Consider the following 17,790-nt stretch of genomic DNA (forward strand, 5'->3'; position numbering starts at 1 on the left):
CCTCCGGCGCTACTACCCCGCGTGCTCACCTCCTCCACAGCGTCTGCCGGTGCCGCCCTCGCGGAGCGTGGGGCCGCCGACGCGAACGTGAGCCGTCGAGAGGAGCAGCTCCCCGAGCTCGTGCGGGCCCACTGGGCGAACATCTGGCGATTCCTGCGCCGCCTCGGGTTCGAACCCCACGTCATCGACGATGCGGCCCAAGACCTCTTCTTGGTCATCCTCCGTCGGATCGACGAAGTGAAGCCGGGAAACGAGCGTGCGTTCCTGTTCGGGGCGGCATTCCGAATTGCGTCCAATCTCAAAGTGAAGAGCGCGCGCGAGGTCCCGACCGAGGAGCTCGATCCGGAGAACGAATCGGAGGTCGACGCGAACGCCGAGGAGCGCCTCGACGACGACCGGGCGCGCGCACTGCTCTATCGGCTGCTGTCGGAGCTCGACGAGAACCTTCGCTCCGTCTTCGTCATGTACGAGCTCGAGGAGATGACCATGCAGGAGATCGCCGACGTGCTCGAGGTCCCTCACGGGACCGTGGCATCTCGATTGCGACGCGCCCGCGACGACTTTCGCGCGCGTCTCGCACGGCATCGCGCCCGGGCGGGAGAGAAGCGAGACACATGAACGACGAACCGAAGCGTCTCGTTGACGAAGATCCGGGCTTCGCGCGTCTCGTCGCCGCAAGTCGCGGTGACGGTCCTTCTCGTGCCGAAGTCGACGAGCTCGTGTCTCTCACGAGGCGCATGGTCTCCGCTTCACGGTGGCGCCCCTGGCGGTGGCTTGGGTCGGGGGCGGCCATCGTCGGTGCATCCGTACTCACTGTCGTCGCGGCCACGAGCGTGTGGACGGGACGTCGGGGGACGAACGTCACGCCGGTGGCTTTTCCCGTGACGAACCCAGCGACGGAAGCGCCCTTGGTCGTCGGTGGGATCGAGCCCGAGCCCGCGCGAGAAAAAGCGGCCGCCGCGCCGTCACCTCCAGCCGTCGACGACCCGGCGCCTCCCGTCGTTGCCTCACCGCGAACACGTACGGCGGTTACCCCCGTCCACTCCGCAAAGCCCGTCGTGCCCGAGGTCCGAGCCCAGGGCACGTCGTCGCCTGCGTCCGAGTTGTCGACCTTCGACGAAGAGCTGGCGCTCCTCACCGCCGCTCGTTCGGGGCTCCATTCTCACGATATTCCCTCGTGCCTGCGGGCCATCGAGCGCTACGAGAGTCGCTTTGGGTCCGGCTTGTTTGCCGAAGAAATGCAGGTCATTCGCATCGACGCGCTGGCTTCGTCTGGCGAACGGGCTCAGGCGCACGTTCTCGCGCAACGGTTTCTGAACACCAGTCCGACGAGTGCTTATGCCGCGCGGGTCCGCGTGCTCGCCGAACGTACCCGCGATTGAACGTGGGGATATCCCCATCGCCGAATACCCCACTCGAGGGCTCGGAGAATTCACCATGACTCAAAAGGATACCGATCCTCGGCGCGGTCTACGGGCCCGACTCCTCACGATCGTGACGATGCTCACGATGGCCGTGGTCACGCCCACCGTTGCCGCGTCTTGTGCCCAGGAGGGCAGCGGCGTCTTTCTCGGCGACGATCGACTCGATTCCGGGTCACCGTCTTTCGTTTCCACCGAAGATGCGCAGGTCGACGCCGAGACCATGATCTCGTACTGCCCATCGAGCGCTTGCCCGGCGGGATTCACGACCTGTCCCGATTCCCGTTATCCGTGCGACGTCTCTCTCGAGACGGATCGCGATAACTGCGGGGCCTGCGGATCCGTCTGCCCGTCCGACGGCCTCGGGAACCTCTATACGTGCGCCAAGGGACGGTGCGTGCAGAAATGCCAAGGCGCTTATCGTGATTGCGACGGCATCGTCGACAATGGCTGCGAGATCCTCCCGCACACCAACGACCATTGCGGCGAGTGCGATGTCCAATGTGCGGATCCCGCCAAGCCTTGCGTTGCTCAGCCGGGCGTCAAGGGCATCTATGCCTGCGGCTGCCCCAACGACGGCCTGTATTGTCCCCGTAATTCGCCGCAGTGCGTGAATCCACAGAACGACGACCACAATTGTGGCGGCTGCGGGGTGGGCTGTGACCCGATGGGCGACGGCCTTCCGCCGCCGGTCAACGACACCGTCTCTTATGGTTGCTCCAAGGGCGAGTGTGGACACCTCAAATGCACGTTCGGGAATGGCAACTGCGATGGTGACATCGAGTCGAACGGTTGCGAGACCCGCATCACCACGTCGAAGAACTGCGGTGGATGCGGAGTCGTTTGCCCATCCGGGCAGGATTGCCGCTTCGACGCCACGCACCAGGCCTTCGAATGCAAGTGCCCGCCCGGTCAGACGCTCTGCGGTGGCGGTTGCGACGGCGACGTTTGCTGGGGCGAGTGCAAGGACCTCGCGTCCGACTCCCTCAATTGCGGCGGTTGCGGAATCACGTGCAGTGGTCGCTTCGACACCAAATCGATTGCCAGCTGTTCGTACGGCTCGTGTACGCGCGTCTGCCTTCCGGGGTGGGCCGATTGCAACGGCAATACGGCAGACTCGTGCGAGGTGAATACCGACAGTGATCCGCAGAATTGCGGCGGCTGCGGGATCACCTGCGATGCCCTCCTCGGACAGGCCTGTGTGCTCGGGCGTTGCGTCGTCGAGCCGTGCGACAAGGACGCGGGGGGACCCACGCGATGAAAGTGCGCTGGTTATTCGTCGCGACGATTACCGCCATCGTGCCGATGGTCTTCGTCGCGTGTGCGAGCGAGGATCGAACCGTCGCGCCTCCGAACGACGCGGCAACGGCCCTCCCGTCGAGCGACGCCTCCGTGGAAGCCGCGCCGGACGCTCCATCTCCACCTTGCGACGACTGTGCGTACTTTCCCGACGCCTGCACGGCGGACGTTCTCTGCCAGAGCGGCCCTTTCGTCGCCGATGCGCCGGGAGGCACGATCGATTCTCGAACACGAATGAACGTCGTTCGAGGACGCTCCGCGACCGACGTTTGGGCCGCCGGGGCACTCGGGGCCATGGCGCACTTCGACGGCGCGTCATGGAAAGTATCGGATGTCGGCGTCCCGTCGTCGATCTTCGCTTTGTGGTTGCGTGATTCAGGCGAAGTCGCCATCGCGGCGATGACCACGCTCTACCTCCACGGCTTGGCGGGCGGCGCCGACGCATCGGCTGGCGGCTGGACGACGCCCGACGCGCCGTCGACGCCGAGCGACTATCGCGGCGCGAGCATGACGTTGATGTCCACCTTCGCGGCACCCGGCGCGGAATGGATGTGGTGTGCGACGCGGAGCGAGGACGCCGACCCCGCCATGCGCACGAGCGGTCTCTGGCGTCTACGCAGGACGGCGGACGGAAACTTCGAAATCGGAGTCGGCATTGCTCCCGCGACGTGCCGATTCACATATCCCTGCTCGCAAATGACGAGCGTACACGGGCTCACGCCGAACGAGCTTTGGGCCGTTGGTTCGAGCGGCGCAGCCATTCATCTCGTCGACGCCGACGGTGAAATCCCCACGGCCGAGCCGTTCAATACGCAGACCATGAATGCCCTCAATGGCGTGTGGGTGGCACCGAACGGCGAGGTCTGGGCCGTCGGCGCTCAGGGCACCATCCGTCACCATCATGGCGATTCTCGAGTTTGGGACGTCGTGGCCGACGTGCCGACAAGCGTCGACCTCAATGCGGTTTGGGGCACCTCGACATCGGACATCTGGGCTGTCGGTAGCAAGGGCGTCGTTCTTCACTACGACGGCGCGGGGTGGTCGCGCGTCGCCGTTGCCGGACTCGGGCAGCGTCGCCCGAACCTGACGTCCGTGTGGACCGCCTCGCCAGGACGCGTCTGGGTTGCCGGGCAAGGCGTTCTTCTCTCGGTCGGAGGTCATTCATGAGACGCGCACTCATTCTCGCGTGGGCGCCTTGTGCGCTGGCCCTTGGCCTCGTGAACGCTTGCGCATCGGCAGACGAGGTCGCTCAGACGCCGGCGCCTGCACCCACGGGGGTCGAGGCGGTTCCCGAAGCGGCGCCGCCCGTCGAGGCGTCGTCGGTGGACGCTGGCGTCGACGCTGCGGAATCGACGTGCAGCGAAGCGGGCTGGTGCACCACTGTTTTGCCCGACTCCGATCTCGTGATGAGAGACGTTTGGCCGGTGGCTGACGGCAGCGCGGCCTTTGCCATCGCCGAAAGCCCCACCCGCGGCGTCAAAGTTCTCCTCTGGGAGAAATCAGGCAATCCAGACAATTCCTGGAAGTACATCGACGACAATACGCAGAACGCTCCGGGCCACGGAAAGTACGCCGGCGGAGTTTGGGCACCCAGCGCGAACGAGGCCTACTTCACCGTTGCTCCCGCGACCGTCTACCACGGGACGCGCCCGGCGGATCCCACGGCCGCCTGGTCTTGGACCTCGTCGGTGCTGGCGGACCATAGCCCCGACCTCGTCGATGCACCTTCCGCGCTACCGCACGATCACGGGTATCCGATGAATCCCGTGCTCGAAGGCAATTATCCCGCTCTGGGCGTCTGGGGAACCGGCGCGTCCGACGTTTACGCGTGGTTCGCCAATACCGTCTATCACTGGACAACCGACGACAGCGGCAACTTCGCTTGGGTCGCCGAATACATTGCCGACGATGCCGAATCGGACCCCGAGGATCCGAGCGTCGTCGAACACATCTATATCGTGAGCGCGACCGGAACAGGTCCGGACGACGTCTGGTTCTCCGGCACGCGTGATCGTTATCCATACGGAACGGCGTGCGGTCTCCTCGTGCACAAGGCCGCCGGCGTGTATTCGCGTGTCGCGGACGGCATCGTGCCGAGTGCCGGCGGGAAAGGACAAACCTGCCAAGGACGGAGAGGCGTCTTTCTCATCGAAGGGAGGGACGGCTGGCTGACCGACATCCAGGAGATCGCTCCGGAGCACATCGTCGGTCTGAAAGGTGGGCGCGACGTGATGCGTTTGACGTCGGTCGACGGTGCCTGGAACGCCGAGCTTTTCGACATTCCGCAGCCGGTGACCGTCTTCAAATCAGGCCTCTCTTCACTCTGGAGTCCTCCACTCGGGAAGGACGTGCCGAGCGATCAACTTTGGCTCAGCGGTTTCGGTCTCGTCCTGCGAGGAGCCGACGTTTGGAATGGCGATCCGTTCCAAGTATCGACGATTTCGCTCAATGGTGCTCCGACGAGGCGTCCCATCCACCGGGTCCGGGGGGCGTCGTCTCATGATCTTTGGGCCGTCGGAGTACGCTATGCGTTCCACAATACGACTCCGTGATTGGCGTCTTGCTGCTGCCGTGTTCGTGCTCGCGGGCTCGACGGCGTGGACGGCGAGCTGTTCGAGCGATGGAGACAGCGATCGTGGCGACGGCGGCGTGCTCGCTTCCGACGATGCTGGCCCGGAAGCGTCATCGCAAGATGCCACGACCGATACGAGCACGCCGGCCGTCGATGCAGGTCCCGTCGATGCCGCGCCGCTGCCGGTCGTCTGCACGTCCAAGCCTTGCGCGCTTTCACTGGTGACTACGTTCGGCGTTTCGGACGAGCGAAGCGAGGGATACTGCGCTCGACTCGACGACGGGACGGTCGCGTGTTGGGGCGGTAACGGCGATGGCCAGCTCGGTCGCGGGGACGACGCGGGCGTGGACGACGATCCCACGCCCCGCCGCGTCCTCGGCGTCTCGAACGTCGTGGCGCTCGACCATACGTGTGCCGTCGACGGCAGCGGTGGCGTCCACTGCTGGGGCACCGGACCGTTTCTTCGCGACGACGCGGGCGTGGCGACTACCGAGCGAACCGCCGTAACCTTGCCGCTGCCGCCGGTGACGAACATCGGTGTCGGGCCGGTGACCGCCTGCGCGACCACCTCGGACGGAGTGCTTTGCTGGGGCCGAAACGACGACGGCCAGGTAGCTCCGTTCGGCGCCGAACCGCGTTTCGATGCGCTCACGCCACGTCTCGTCGCTCTGCCCGCAGGGGCAAAGCCGCGAAGCCTTGCGGTCGCACGCGCGTCGTTCGCCATCGGCCAAGACGGCACCATGGTGAGCTGGGGAGCCAACCCGCCGCTCGCGCGATCGTCGTCGCTGTCGCCCGACCCTTATCCGTTGCCCGTCGCCCTCGGCGCCGTGTCGTCGGTGGACGTGATCCAGGACAATGCCTGCGCCACGGCGGGCGGGACTGGATACTGCTGGGGGGCGGTCACTCCGAAGTATCTCGATCCGGAAGGCGTGTCGCTCTTGTTGCGTGCGATGCCGACGCCGGTGGTCGCGCCCGAACCGCTCACCCGTATCGCGACGACGCGTAACATCGTTATCGACAACCTCGGCACGCGCATCGTGCAGCCGCAACGCTGGTGCGCGTGTGGCCGTTCGGGAGCCGTCTACTGCGCGGGGTACAACGCGAGCGGCCAAGCAGGCGACGGAACGAAGGACTTCGCCTACCAAGCCGTGAAGGTGCGCGGCTTGCCCGAGCCGGCCGCGGACGTGAAGGCGACGCCCGATGCTACGTGCGCGCTTCTCACGAGTGGCAAAATCTATTGCTGGGGGAGTGATTACTATGGCCAGCTCGGCACCGGCGAAATCAAAGTACCGAGTCTGGAGCCCAAGGAGGTACGACTCCCATGAGCTCGTCTGCTTTTCTCGGCCGCACGGCCTTGCGTTCTCGCGTCGCGCTTTCCTGTGTCGGAGGGCTCGTGACGGCCATCGTGGCGTTCGCCGCGGGCGCTTGTGGAGAGTCCCGGAACAGCTTCGTCCCTCCATCGGACACCTTCGGAGAAGCTGGAGCCGATGCGGGCGATTGCCAATTCCAATGTTCGCTCGACGGCCGTTCGGTCGTACGCGCCTGCACGGGAGAAATCGTCGAGACCTGCCCGCCGGATCTCGCCTGTGGCGGTGCAAGGTGCCAAGAGCCCTGCGCGGCGGCCGCCGACGATCGGACGTCGAACGGCTGTGAGTACTATTTGCAGACGCCGCGCCTCGACAAGGTTTTCCAGCAATCGTGTCTGGCGGCGTTCCTGGTGAATACGTCGACGTTGCCAGTCGACGTCAGTTTGGACCTCGACGGTCAGCCGCTCGACCTGTCGAAGTCGATGTTCCTCACCCATCCGGGCGACGCGACGCTCCTTCCGCATAGCGGCCCAATTGCCCCCGGCGAGAGCGTCATTCTCTTCGTGTCCGATCGCGACCCGGACCAGAATGTGCCGCCGGGCACGGAGGGGGAAGTGATCGGCTGTCCGAAGGAAGCCGTCGCGGCTTCGCATTCGGATCCGCTGCCGAATCGAACGGGCATCGGACGAGCCTTCCATATGACGACCAACCGGCCCGTCGGCGCATCGACGATTTATCCGTTCGGTGGCGCACGGAGCTACCTTCCGGCGGCTACGTTGCTCCTGCCCGTGGCGACTTGGTCGAAGGAACACGTCCTCATCGACGGCTGGTCGCGGAGCGAGGCCGGGAGGCCGGGCGCTCAGATCGTCGCTTCCGCCGACGACACGGTGGTGACGATCAACCCGACGCAGGACATTCAGGACGGTACGGGAGTCAAAGGCACCGCGGCGCGCTTGCCGGCGACGTACCATCTCGACAAGGGCCAGGTCTTGCAGTTCGTGCAAGACGCCGAGCTCACCGGAAGCATCGTCACGTCGACCAAGCCGACGACCATCTTCGGGGGCAACAGTTGCGCCCTCATTCCGATCGACGGCGCGGCGTGCGATTACCTTCATCAACAGATTCCCGCATTCGAGCAGTGGGGCTCGGAATATGTCGGCGTGGGATATCGGCCTCGTCTCGACAACGAACACGAGCCGGTGCCTTATCGGATCGTCGCTGCGCGCGACGGTACACGCCTCGAATACGATCCAGTGATTCCGCCCGGCGCGCCGACCACGTTGAGCGCCGGCGAAATGGCGACGTTCGCCTCCGGCACGGGGGACGCATTCGTGGTCCGTTCGCAAGACGGCGAACATCCGATCTATCTCGCCTCGTACATGACGGGCGGGGACATGGACTATTACGGATCGGCGGGATTCGGAGGCAAAGGCGATCCCGAGTTCATCAACGTGATCCCTGCCGGGCAATATCTGAACTCGTACAGCTTCTATGCCGATCCGACGTATGCCGAAACCTCGCTCGTGATCGTGCGCGCGAAAGCGAAGGATCGATTCGAGGATGTCTGGCTCGAGTGCGCGGGCAATCTGACCGACTGGCGTCCCGTCGATGCCAAAGGAAAGTACGAATTCACGCGCGTCGATCTCATGCGGTCACACGGACACGGACAAGAGTTCGACGGTGGCGTGTGTCAGAGCGGTCTGCAGCGGATGCGGAGCGACGGCCCGTTCACGGCGACCTTGTGGGGATGGGACGCTTACGCGAGCTACGGATATCCCGGCGGTATGGCCCAAAGGCGGCTCGTGACGTCGCCGCTCGTACCCGTGCAATGACGGTTCGGCGACGATGCGCTCGTGGCTCCGAGCGCATCGTCGTCACGTCGTCACGGGAAGGAGAGCTTGCGCGGCCCGAAGTCGAGCTTCATGGCTTGCTTGGCCATGTAGAGCGTCTCTTCGGCGATCGCGTTCGCCTTCGCGTGGTGAGCGCGCAGGATCTCGAGAACGCGCTTGTCGCCAGCCTCACCCTCGAGGGCCGCGCGGCGTTCGCGCATCGGGGCGATGAGCTCGTCGATGGCGGCAGCGACTTCGACCTTCACGTGGCCGTCGCCGAGGTTGTCGCCGCGCGAGTAGCGATCTTCGAGCTCGGCAACGCGCGCCGGGTCCTTGATGAAGGCGCGCACGTATTGGAAGAGGGCGTTGTTGATGTCTCCCGGCTCCGTCATCGTCTGACGACCCGTGTAGAGTCCACCCATCTTCTTCTTGATCTCCTTCGCCGTGTCGGTGAGGAGGATCGCGTTGCCGAGGCTCTTCGACATCTTCGTCTTGCCGTCGGTGCCGATGAGGCGACCGATGCGGCCGACGAGCGCGTTCGGGATCGGGAAGACGCCACCTTCGGCGACGTGCTGCTCGTCCTTCGTCTGGGGGTCGACCCCACAGTACGTCCAGTTGAAGCGGCGGCCGACCTCGCGGCACATTTCGATGTGCGCGACCTGATCTTCGCCGACGGGGACGAGCTCGGCGCGGAAGGCGAGAATATCGGCGCACTGGCCGACCGCGTAGAGCGGGAAGCCGAAGCTGTAGTGGTCGCCGAGATCCTTGAGCTCGATCTCTGTCTTGAGCGTCGGGTTGCGCATGACCCGGTTGAACGGGAGCAGCATCGCGAAATACCAGGTGAGCTCGGCAATCGCCGGGATCTCGGTCTGGAGCACGAGTGTCGAGCGCTCGGGATCGATGCCCGCGGCGAGCCAGTCCTTCGCGATGTCGAGCGTGTCCCGTCGGATGTCGTCCGGGGACTCCGCGCGTGTCGTGAACGCGTGCATGTTCGCGAGCAGGAAGAAGCAGTCGTAGTCGTCCTGGAGGCGAACGCGGTTCTCGAGCGAGCCCACCCAGTGGCCGAGGTGGAGTCGGCCAGAGGGAGTGTCACCGGTGAGAATGCGAGGTCGGTTTTTCACGGCCGTGGGAGGCTAGCCGAGAACGGGCAAGCGTGGGTGGGCGAGATGCAGGTCATTGCGCCTTGCCCGCCTCGGGAACGCTCGTGCCTGCGTCCACGGTTGGGGTCGCGCCTGCGTCGACCCCCGGACTGCCAGCATCCGTCGTGGGGCCCACGATGACGACGACGCCCGTTTGATCGGGATTCGCTCCACCATCGGGCTGGGGCGTGCCCGTGCCGTCTCCGCCGAGAGCGGCTCCGCCCGAGACGCCGCCGCTCGTTCCGTTGCCGGTTCCGACGTTCGTTCCCGGCGTCGTATCGTCCGCGCCAGCCGCTCCGGGAATGCTTCCGCTCGTTCCATTGCCGGTGCCGACATTCGTGAGGCCACCACCATCGCCCGCGGTGGCGCCGTTGTTGTTCGAGCCCCCGGGCGCGGGATTCGGTCCGTTGTTGGTCGACCGTCCACCGGCGCCGGTCGAGGCCGGTGACGTTCCACGATCATTGAACGATGCCGGGTGCGCGTCGAAGTCGGAACACGCCACCATCGTGACGACGAGCGCGATCAGTACGCTTCGCTGCATGACAGCCTCCTCACGGCCTCGGCACGCTGCCGACCGGCGCCGGTCCAGGGCCGGTATTCGTGCCAGTTCCAGGGCCGGTTCCTGGGCCTACGCCACTACCTGTTCCGACGCCTACGCCAGCGCCTGTCGCCGGGCCCACGCCGCCGGTGCCTGTCCCTCCCAAGTTGGCAGTCCCGGCGCCCGTCGGCACCGGCCCGGGGCCCACGCCCGACATGCCGGGTTCAGTTCCTCCTGACGTTCCGGTTCCAGGACCCGCTCCTGTTCCGATGCCGCCCGAGCTCGTTCCGGGGGACGTTCCGCCCTGACCAGGGCCCGCTGGCTGCGTCGGGCTCACGCTGCTGCCGCTGCCTCCGGCGCCGCCGGCCGTCGCCGACGAGGGACCGCCAGGAACAATCCCATTGGGATATCGCGATCCGCCGACACCGCCGTAGGGCGAGCCGGGCGCAGGCGAGTAGCTAGGGTCCGTCGTGATCGGAGGAAAGTCCGAGCACGCCAGCACGGGGATCGCTGCGCTCGCGACTCCGAGCACGAGGACACTCAAGACCTGGGCAGTGCGACGCTCCACGAGAACCCCCCTCACGCCGCAGCTGGTGCACCGCACGTGCCCAGCCGTAGAAAGGGGATTTTCGCGGGGAAGCGGCGCCGTCGCAGGCACGTCAGCCGTGGCGGCCCGGCGCGTGTGGCGGCGCTGTTCCGAGAATGAGCGCTATTCGGCCGCGGGCTCGTCGGCCCGGACGTCGCTCCGGCTGCGTGCACGCTTGGGCGTCGACGTCGCCAGAGCTCCGAGAGCGCGTCCGGTGGCGGTCTTCTTCTTGAGAAGGGCCGACGGATCACCTTCGAAGACAACCGTTCCGCCGTCTTCTCCCGCTTCGGGACCAAGCTCGACGACCCAGTCGGCGTTCGTGATGACGTCCGGATGGTGCTCGACGATGACGAGCGTGTCACCGCGCTCGACCAAGCGATCGAGGACGCGTACGAGGCGGCCGACGTCCGAGAGGTGGAGACCCGTCGTGGGCTCGTCGAGCACGTACACCGTCGGTTCGTGCGCCACGCCCGCCGTGAGCTCGCTTGCGAGCTTGAGGCGCTGCGCTTCACCGCCGGACAACGTGTTCGATCCCTGACCGAGCGAGAGATAGCCGACGCCGAGCTCGGCGAGCGTGGCGAGGGGCCGTGCGATCTTCGGATGTGCGGCGAACACCTTGGCCGCCTCTTCCGCGGAGAGGCGGAGGACGTCACCGATGGAGAGCCCCGCCCACTTCACGTCGAGCGTCGCCGGCTCGAAGCGTGAGCCCTGGCAGGCTTCACACGGCGTGACCACCTCGGGGAGGAAGCTCATCTCGGCGACGATGGCGCCCTGACCATCACAGGTCGTGCAGCGACCACCGGCGGCGGTGTTGAAGGAGAAGCGCGCAGGCGTGAAGCCGCGGGTCTTCGAGTCGGGGAGCCCGGCGAAGAGCTTTCGAATCTCGTCCCACACGCCGAGGAACGTCGCCGGCACCGAGCGCGGCGTGCGACCGATCGGCGACTGATCGACGGCCACGGCGCGCTTGATCGTCTTCGGAACGCGAATGGCGTCGAAGGGGCCTGGTGTCGACGAGACGAGCTTCAGCTTCTGCCGCAGGGCAGGGAAGAAGACGCGCGAGACGAGCGTGCTCTTGCCCGAACCGCTCACGCCGGCCACGACGCACATGCGTCCTGCCGGAACGCGGAAGGTCACGTTCTGCAGGTTGTTCGCACTCGCGCCCGTGAGCTCGATCCAAGTGTCGCTCATGGGCCGCCTGGGGCGCACCACGCCGAGCGGATCGCGTAGCGCGCGGCCCGTCGGGGACACCGGGGACTTCAACACGTCCGCCGGTGAGCCCTCGGCGACGATGTGACCACCGGTCCGTCCTCCGCCGGGGCCGAGGTCGGTGAGGTGATCGGCCGCTTGGATCATCTCGGCATCGTGCTCGACGACGAGGACCGTGGAGCCCGTATCGACGAGTGCGCGCAGGTTGTCGATGAGCCGATTCGTGTCACGCGGATGGAGCCCGATGGTCGGCTCGTCGAGCACGTAGAGCGCGCCGGTCAGGCCGCTGCCGAGCTGCGCGGAGAGACGCAATCGCTGCATCTCGCCGCCCGAGAGCGTGCCTGCCGCGCGACCGAGCCCGAGGTAGCCGAGGCCAACCTGATCGACGAACTCGAGACGCCGGAGGAGCTCGGCGAGCGGAGCCTTGGCGATCGCCGCGTGCTTGCCCTCGAGCGAGAGCGAACGCGCCTTGGCGAGCGCGGAGGAGATGGATCGCTCCATCATGCGCGGATAAGTCTCTCCGCCGAGGCGCACGCTGCGCGGGATCGGCGCCAGGCGCTCACCCTTGCAGGCGCGGCACTTCTCGTGCGGACCTTCGCTCGCGAGCGCTTCGGCACCGCCGCGCACGCCCGTTCCCTCGCAGGCCTCGCACTGGCCCTGCTTCGTGTTGAAGGAGAACCAGCGCGGATCGAGCTCGGGGATGCCGGTGCCGCACTCGGTGCAGGCGCGCGCCGTCGAATAGACCTCTTCGCCCTTCACCGGCTCGGCCGTGGGCGTTCCGAGACCGACGCGCAAGGCGCCTCCGCCCCACGCGAGCGCGCGGTCGAACGTCTTGCGTTCGAGGCCCGCGAGCGGACCGAAGTACACGATGAGATCAATCGTGTGCTCCTTCGCCTTCGCGAGCTTCGGCGGCGGATCGATGGAGACGATGGCGCCGTCGACACGCGCCGTGGTCACGCCCGCGCGCGAGGCCTGCGTGAAGAGGTCGAGATACGTACCTTTTCGGGCGCGCACGGCGGGGGCGTAGACGGTTCGCTTCGAGGTCTTTGCGCCGGCGCTCGAGCGAAGGCGCTCGAAGAGCTCGTCGGGAGAGCTCGGTTCGACCGGCGCGTGACAGCTCGGGCAGAACAGCTCGCCGACCTTCGCGTAGAGCAGACGAAGGTAGTGGGCGATCTCGGTGACGGTAGCGACGGTCGAGTTCGCGCCGGCGCGCGACGTTCGCTGCTCGAGCGCAATCGACGGCGGCACGCCGGTCACGAGATCGACGTCGGGGCGGGGGAGCGTCGGCAAGAACTGACGCGCGTAGGGCGTCAGCGTTTCCATGAAGCGACGCTGCCCTTCGGCGAACACGACGTCGAACGCGAGCGAGCTCTTGCCCGAACCGCTCGGCCCCGTGACGACGCACAGCTTTCCGTGCGGGATGCTGCACGACACGTCTTTGAGGTTGTGCTCGCGCGCGTGCTCGACCCCGATGGCGTCGGGCAGCTCGGTCGGGGCAGGCAGTGCCGTCTTGGCGGAGGCGCGTTTGGCGTCACTCCGAGCCGTCGCTTCGCTCTTTGCGAGTGCGCGCAAGGCGAGGCCTGTCTTCGAGTCGGTCTTGGTGATCTCTTCGGGGGTTCCTTCCGCGACGACTTCACCGCCGTTCGGACCGCCGCCTGGTCCGAGGTCGACCACCCAGTCGGCCTCGCGCACGACCGAGAGATCGTGCTCGACCATGATCACGCTCGCGCCGTCTTCGACGAGTGAACGCAGCGCCGAGACGACGTGCTCGGCGTCGGTTGCGTGGAGTCCCGCGCTCGGCTCGTCCACGACGAACAGCTTGCCTTTCGCCTCCTGCGAGAGGGCGCGCGCGAGCTTCAGGCGCTGCGCTTCTCCGCCCGAGAGCGTCGAGAGCGGCTGGCCGAGCGGCAAATAGCCCAGGCCCACGCGCACGAGCGGCTCGAGGCAGCGCTCGAGGACGTAGTCGCGGCTCTTCTTGTCGGAGAACGTCTCGAGGGCCTCGGTCACGGTCATCGCGAGAACGTCCGCCGCGGTCTTGCCTGCGTGCGTGACCGCGAGGACGTCGGCGTTGAAGCGTTTGCCCTGACACACGGGGCAAAGCAGCATGACGTCCGCGAGGAACTGCATCTCGACGGTCTCGTAGCCCTCGCCCGAGCAGTTCTCGCAACGCCCTCGATCGGGCACGTTGAACGAGAAGTGCGCGGGCGTGAGACCGCGACGAAGGGCTTCGGGCTCGCTCGCGAAGCGCGCTCGCAGGCGATCCCAGGCCTTCGTGTACGTTGCCGCGTTGCCGCGCGCGGTTCGACCGAGCGGCGACTGATCGACGAGGACGGCGCCCGTCAGCTGTTCGTAGCCGCGCATCGACGCGTACGTGCCGGGCTTGGCGACGGCCTCGCCGGTGGCTCGCGCGACGGCCCGGTAGATCACGTCTTCGGCGAGCGTGCTCTTGCCTGATCCCGAAGGCCCGGTGACGGCGCAGAGCACGCCGAGCGGGATCGCGACGCGATCGACGCGGAGGTTGTTCTCGCGTGCGCCCTGGATGCTGAGGTGCCCTTGCGCCTTGCGCCGTGCGGCGGTGCTGGCTTTCGCCGCGCGCCAGGCCCGACCCGTTGCCGTGTCGGTCTTCGCGAGCTCGGCCGGCGTGCCCGAGAAGAGGACGTGGCCGCCCGCCGGTCCTGCGGCCGGTCCCATCTCGACGACGCGCGAACAGCGCTCGACGACGTCGCGATCGTGCTCGACGACGAGGACGGTGTTGCCGGCCTTGGCGAGGTCGTTCATCGCCTCGGCGAGGCGCGGCACGTCCGAGGCGTGCAGGCCCACGGTGGGCTCGTCGAGGACGAAGAGCGTGCCGGTGAGCGAGGCGCCGAGCGCCGTCGTGAGGCTTGCGCGCTGCGCTTCACCGCCGGAGAGCGTGCGCGCCTGGCGATCGAGCGTGAGGTACGAGAGGCCGACCGCGTCGAGGTAGGCGAGGCGCGATGCGAGCTCGGTTTTGACGCGTTTGCCCTGCGGGCTCGCAGGCGCGATCCCGCCGAGGCGAGCGCGCGCTTGTTCGACGGTGAGGCCGTGCCAGGCGCCGAGATCGATCCCGCCGACGTGGTAGCTGCGGGCCGTCGGATTCAAACGGGCGCCGTTGCACGTCGTGCATGGAACGTAGTCGCGGTAGCGCGAGAGGAAGACGCGCACGTGCATCTTGTACGTGCGGCCCTCGAGCCACTTGAACCACTTGGCGACGCCCGGGTACTTGCCGTCTTCCCAGGTTCCCTCGCCGTCGATGACGAGGCGCTGCTGCTCGTCCGTGAGCTTCTCCCACGGGATGTCGAGCGGGATCTTCTTCTTTTTGGCGAAGCGGAGCAGAACGTCGCGCTCCCATTCGCTCGACCGACCGCTCCAGGCTTTGATGGCGCCTTTGGCGATCGACTTCGTCTTGTCGGGGATGACCTTGTCCCAGTCGACGGCGATCACGCGGCCGAAGCCTCGGCAGTCCGTGCATGCGCCAAGCGGTGAGTTGTACGAGAAGAGGCCGGGACGTGGCGGATCGAACGATCGGGCGCAGGACGGACACACCAGGCCTCGCGCGACCGCGAGCCGATCGTTCGTGGTCGACGCGGCAGCGTTCTTGCCCTTGTCGTCGCTCGCAGCGCGGAGCTCGGCACGACCGGCGCCTCGTTCCCACGCGATCTCGATGGCCTGCTGGAGTCGTCGCGCTTCGCGCTCGCGAATCTGCAGGCGGTCGACCACGACCTCGACGACCACGTCGGGCCGGCCGGCTTCGCTCGGCTTGACGTCGTCGATCTCGCGGACGGATCCACCGACGATCAAGCGGCGGTAGCCCTCTTTGGCAAGCGTCTCGCGAAGGTCGAGATACGCCTCGGGCGACTCGACGCGAACGGGATAGCTGACGAGTGCGCGACGTTCGCCGAACGCTTCGATCGCGCGCGCGGCGGCTTCTCCTGCCGTGGTTGCGACCGCCTGCTCGTTGCAGTCCGGGCAGGTCGGCACCGCTTCGCACGCGAAGAGCGCCGCGAGGTACGGCTCGAGATCCGTCAGCGTGGCGACCGTCGAACGGCTCGATTTGACGGGCGCGCGTCGATCGACCGCCACGGTGGCCGCGACCGGATCGAGGGTCTCGACGGGGGGCCGCTCGAGCCTTTCGAGGAACTGGCGCGCATAGGGGCTGAAGCTCTCGACGAAGCGGCGCTGCCCCTCGGCGTAAAGCGTATCGAGCGCGAGCGACGACTTTCCCGAGCCGCTGGGCCCCGTGAGAGCGATGAGCTCTCCGGCCTTGAGGTCGAGGTCGACGCCGCGAAGATTGTGCGTGAAGGCTCCGCGAAGGCGGATCGGAAGCATGGGACCGGCAAACCTAGTGGCAGGATCGTGCAGGCGCTAGTGACGGCCGTCAGAGGAGCTGACAGACGCGTGTCAGGTTTTCGCGCCGCGTCCGATTGGATGCCCGCTCTCCCTCCCTAGAGTCGCTTGCCCTAGTCGCTTGAAGCGGAGCGCACGTCGATGCTGGTCACACGCCAGCCGTCGTCGTTTCGAAGGAGAAAATGGACATCCCGCCTGTCGACCTTGCGCTCACCACCGCGGTCGCCCGTGACGATCGCAACGCCGTCGGCCTTGGCCATCGTCTTCGCGTCGTCGACCTTGATCGTCATGCTCGTGAGCTCGACCGCGGCGGAGTTGAAGACCATCTGAGCCTTCGTCGCGCCGTCGACGACCTTGTCTCGACCCGTGACATCGAGGGAGATTTCTCGGACGTCGACCGAGACGTCGTCGGTGGCGATCTCTTTGAGCTCCGATCGCAACCGACCTGCGCGGGCGATGACGTTGTCGTCGGCTTTGACCGAGACGGCCTTCGCGAGGCGATCGAGCGTCTTCTGGATGCGCGCCTCCTCCGACGGCCGGAACAACGTGAACCAGAGCACGACGACGGCCACGAGGGCGCAGCCGGCGCCGATGGCGAGCTTCGATTGGGATGCGGTCACGAGTGCTCGTTTCGCGTGGGCAGGGTGATCCGGAAGGTGGCACCGCGTGTCGTTCCGACAGGGCGAGGCACGTGCACGAGCGTACCGCCATGCGCCCCGGCGATACGAACGGCGAGGGCCAAGCCGAGCCCGGTTCCTCCCGGGCGTGCCGAGACGAGTGGCTCGAACAGTCGGTCGGCGATCTCGTCAGGCACCCCGGGTCCGTCGTCTTCGACCTCGAGGACGGCGCCCTCGGGCCGTACCTTGGCCCGCGTTTGAATCGTTGGGCGCCGGCCCTCGGGCGTGCTGGCGCCGATGGCGTTCTCGTAGAGGACGTGGAGCAAGCGGGTCAGTAACCCCGGGTGCGCGGAGACGCGGAGGTCGCTCGGAGTGAGGGCATCCTCGAACGTTGCCCCCGGCTCCGGCAGATGCTCGCGAGACCCGAGCAGCACGTCGGCGAGCGGAGTGGGCTCTGCGCGCGCGGCCTCGCCCCGGGCGAGGGCCATCAAGTCGTCGACGATTTCGTGGGCAACCCTCGCATTTCGTTCGATTTTCGCCAGTTGCGGCGCGCTGCGGGCCGGGTCCAACTGCGCGAGGTACGCGTTGGCCGAGATGATCTGCAGAGCGTTGCGAAGCTCATGCGCAATCTCGGCCGCGATTTCGCCGATGGCGGCAAAACGATTACGGGCGTCATCCGACGGCGTGCCGGTCATCGAACTTGTCAGAGGCGTCTCCCGCTCGTCGGAGGACATGAGGGGAAAGGTACCCCACAAAGAGGAGGGCGCCCAAGGCAGCAGGGGCGGGCTCGGCTTATACCTAGGTGAGGCGAGCTATAGGGTAGGTGGGCTAGGTGGGCTACGTGCTAGGTGAAGCGAGCTAAGCCAGCTAAGCCAGCTTGATGACACGTGTTTGGCACGGAAAGCGCGACC

Annotated in this window: 13 protein-coding genes; 7 read left to right on the forward strand and 6 right to left on the reverse strand. The window is 66.8% G+C overall.

The window, feature by feature from the left end:
* Window positions 1-21 precede the first annotated feature (21 nt).
* Genes AKJ09_RS28845 through AKJ09_RS28875 form a run of 7 tightly spaced genes read left to right on the forward strand, consistent with a single transcriptional unit; the run spans window position 22 to window position 8,431 of the window.
* Window positions 22-618, forward strand: coding sequence for an RNA polymerase sigma factor (locus AKJ09_RS28845; RefSeq protein ID WP_146651082.1), 597 nt, complete (start codon window positions 22-24; stop codon window positions 616-618).
* Window positions 615-1,382, forward strand: coding sequence for an outer membrane protein assembly factor BamD (locus tag AKJ09_RS28850; protein WP_146651083.1), 768 nt, complete (start codon window positions 615-617; stop codon window positions 1,380-1,382). The genes AKJ09_RS28845 and AKJ09_RS28850 overlap by 4 nt, the downstream gene beginning before the upstream one ends.
* A 55-nt stretch (window positions 1,383-1,437) precedes the next feature.
* Window positions 1,438-2,682, forward strand: a complete 1,245-nt coding sequence (locus AKJ09_RS28855; RefSeq protein ID WP_146651084.1) for a hypothetical protein — start codon at window positions 1,438-1,440, stop codon at window positions 2,680-2,682.
* Window positions 2,679-3,887 (forward strand): WD40/YVTN/BNR-like repeat-containing protein, encoded by a 1,209-nt coding sequence (locus AKJ09_RS28860; protein WP_146651085.1) that lies wholly within the window; start codon window positions 2,679-2,681, stop codon window positions 3,885-3,887. Before AKJ09_RS28855 ends, AKJ09_RS28860 begins: the two co-directional genes overlap by 4 nt.
* Window positions 3,884-5,272 carry a hypothetical protein gene (locus AKJ09_RS28865; RefSeq protein WP_146651086.1) on the forward strand — a complete coding sequence of 463 codons (1,389 nt, stop codon included), beginning with the start codon at window positions 3,884-3,886 and terminating at the stop codon, window positions 5,270-5,272. Before AKJ09_RS28860 ends, AKJ09_RS28865 begins: the two co-directional genes overlap by 4 nt.
* Complete coding sequence (locus tag AKJ09_RS53385; RefSeq protein ID WP_169927954.1) at window positions 5,247-6,617, forward strand: RCC1 domain-containing protein; 1,371 nt, start codon at window positions 5,247-5,249, stop codon at window positions 6,615-6,617. The genes AKJ09_RS28865 and AKJ09_RS53385 overlap by 26 nt, the downstream gene beginning before the upstream one ends.
* Window positions 6,614-8,431: an IgGFc-binding protein gene (locus tag AKJ09_RS28875; RefSeq protein ID WP_146651087.1), complete on the forward strand. Its 1,818-nt coding sequence runs from the start codon at window positions 6,614-6,616 to the stop codon at window positions 8,429-8,431. Before AKJ09_RS53385 ends, AKJ09_RS28875 begins: the two co-directional genes overlap by 4 nt.
* A 50-nt stretch (window positions 8,432-8,481) precedes the next feature.
* Here AKJ09_RS28875 and trpS read toward each other — a convergent pair whose 3' ends face one another.
* The 6 genes from trpS to AKJ09_RS28905 form a co-directional block, all read right to left on the reverse strand.
* The gene (trpS, locus tag AKJ09_RS28880) at window positions 8,482-9,549 is read right to left on the reverse strand and encodes a tryptophan--tRNA ligase (RefSeq protein ID WP_146651088.1); all 1,068 of its coding nucleotides are present in this window, start codon (window positions 9,547-9,549) and stop codon (window positions 8,482-8,484) included.
* Window positions 9,550-9,601: 52 nt separating this feature from the next.
* Window positions 9,602-10,108 (reverse strand): hypothetical protein, encoded by a 507-nt coding sequence (locus AKJ09_RS28885; RefSeq protein ID WP_146651089.1) that lies wholly within the window; start codon window positions 10,106-10,108, stop codon window positions 9,602-9,604.
* 10 nt (window positions 10,109-10,118) lie between these two features.
* Window positions 10,119-10,673: a hypothetical protein gene (locus AKJ09_RS28890; protein WP_146651090.1), complete on the reverse strand. Its 555-nt coding sequence runs from the start codon at window positions 10,671-10,673 to the stop codon at window positions 10,119-10,121.
* Window positions 10,674-10,814: 141 nt separating this feature from the next.
* Entirely contained in the window at window positions 10,815-16,244 is a 5,430-nt protein-coding gene (uvrA, locus tag AKJ09_RS28895) for an excinuclease ABC subunit UvrA (RefSeq protein WP_146651091.1), read from the reverse strand.
* Between the two features lie 131 nt (window positions 16,245-16,375).
* Window positions 16,376-16,882: a hypothetical protein gene (locus tag AKJ09_RS28900; RefSeq protein WP_146651092.1), complete on the reverse strand. Its 507-nt coding sequence runs from the start codon at window positions 16,880-16,882 to the stop codon at window positions 16,376-16,378.
* The gene (locus tag AKJ09_RS28905; RefSeq protein ID WP_146651093.1) at window positions 16,879-17,613 is read right to left on the reverse strand and encodes a sensor histidine kinase; all 735 of its coding nucleotides are present in this window, start codon (window positions 17,611-17,613) and stop codon (window positions 16,879-16,881) included. Before AKJ09_RS28905 ends, AKJ09_RS28900 begins: the two co-directional genes overlap by 4 nt.
* Between the last annotated feature and the right edge of the window lie 177 nt (window positions 17,614-17,790).

The sequence above is a fragment of the Labilithrix luteola genome (assembly GCF_001263205.1).
Classification (GTDB): domain Bacteria; phylum Myxococcota_A; class Polyangia; order Polyangiales; family Polyangiaceae; genus Labilithrix; species Labilithrix luteola.

What these genes read in the sequence shown, in the direction of transcription:
- AKJ09_RS28850 (WP_146651083.1), top strand. Translation starts at nt 615, where the DNA reads ATGAACGACGAACCGAAGCGTCTCGTTGACGAAGATCCGGGCTTCGCG.
- AKJ09_RS28855 (WP_146651084.1), top strand. Translation starts at nt 1,438, where the DNA reads ATGACTCAAAAGGATACCGATCCTCGGCGCGGTCTACGGGCCCGACTC.
- AKJ09_RS28860 (WP_146651085.1), top strand. Translation starts at nt 2,679, where the DNA reads ATGAAAGTGCGCTGGTTATTCGTCGCGACGATTACCGCCATCGTGCCG.
- AKJ09_RS28865 (WP_146651086.1), top strand. Translation starts at nt 3,884, where the DNA reads ATGAGACGCGCACTCATTCTCGCGTGGGCGCCTTGTGCGCTGGCCCTT.
- AKJ09_RS53385 (WP_169927954.1), top strand. Translation starts at nt 5,247, where the DNA reads ATGCGTTCCACAATACGACTCCGTGATTGGCGTCTTGCTGCTGCCGTG.
- AKJ09_RS28875 (WP_146651087.1), top strand. Translation starts at nt 6,614, where the DNA reads ATGAGCTCGTCTGCTTTTCTCGGCCGCACGGCCTTGCGTTCTCGCGTC.
- AKJ09_RS28885 (WP_146651089.1), bottom strand. Translation starts at nt 10,108, where the DNA reads ATGCAGCGAAGCGTACTGATCGCGCTCGTCGTCACGATGGTGGCGTGT.
- uvrA (WP_146651091.1), bottom strand. Translation starts at nt 16,244, where the DNA reads ATGCTTCCGATCCGCCTTCGCGGAGCCTTCACGCACAATCTTCGCGGC.
- AKJ09_RS28905 (WP_146651093.1), bottom strand. Translation starts at nt 17,613, where the DNA reads ATGTCCTCCGACGAGCGGGAGACGCCTCTGACAAGTTCGATGACCGGC.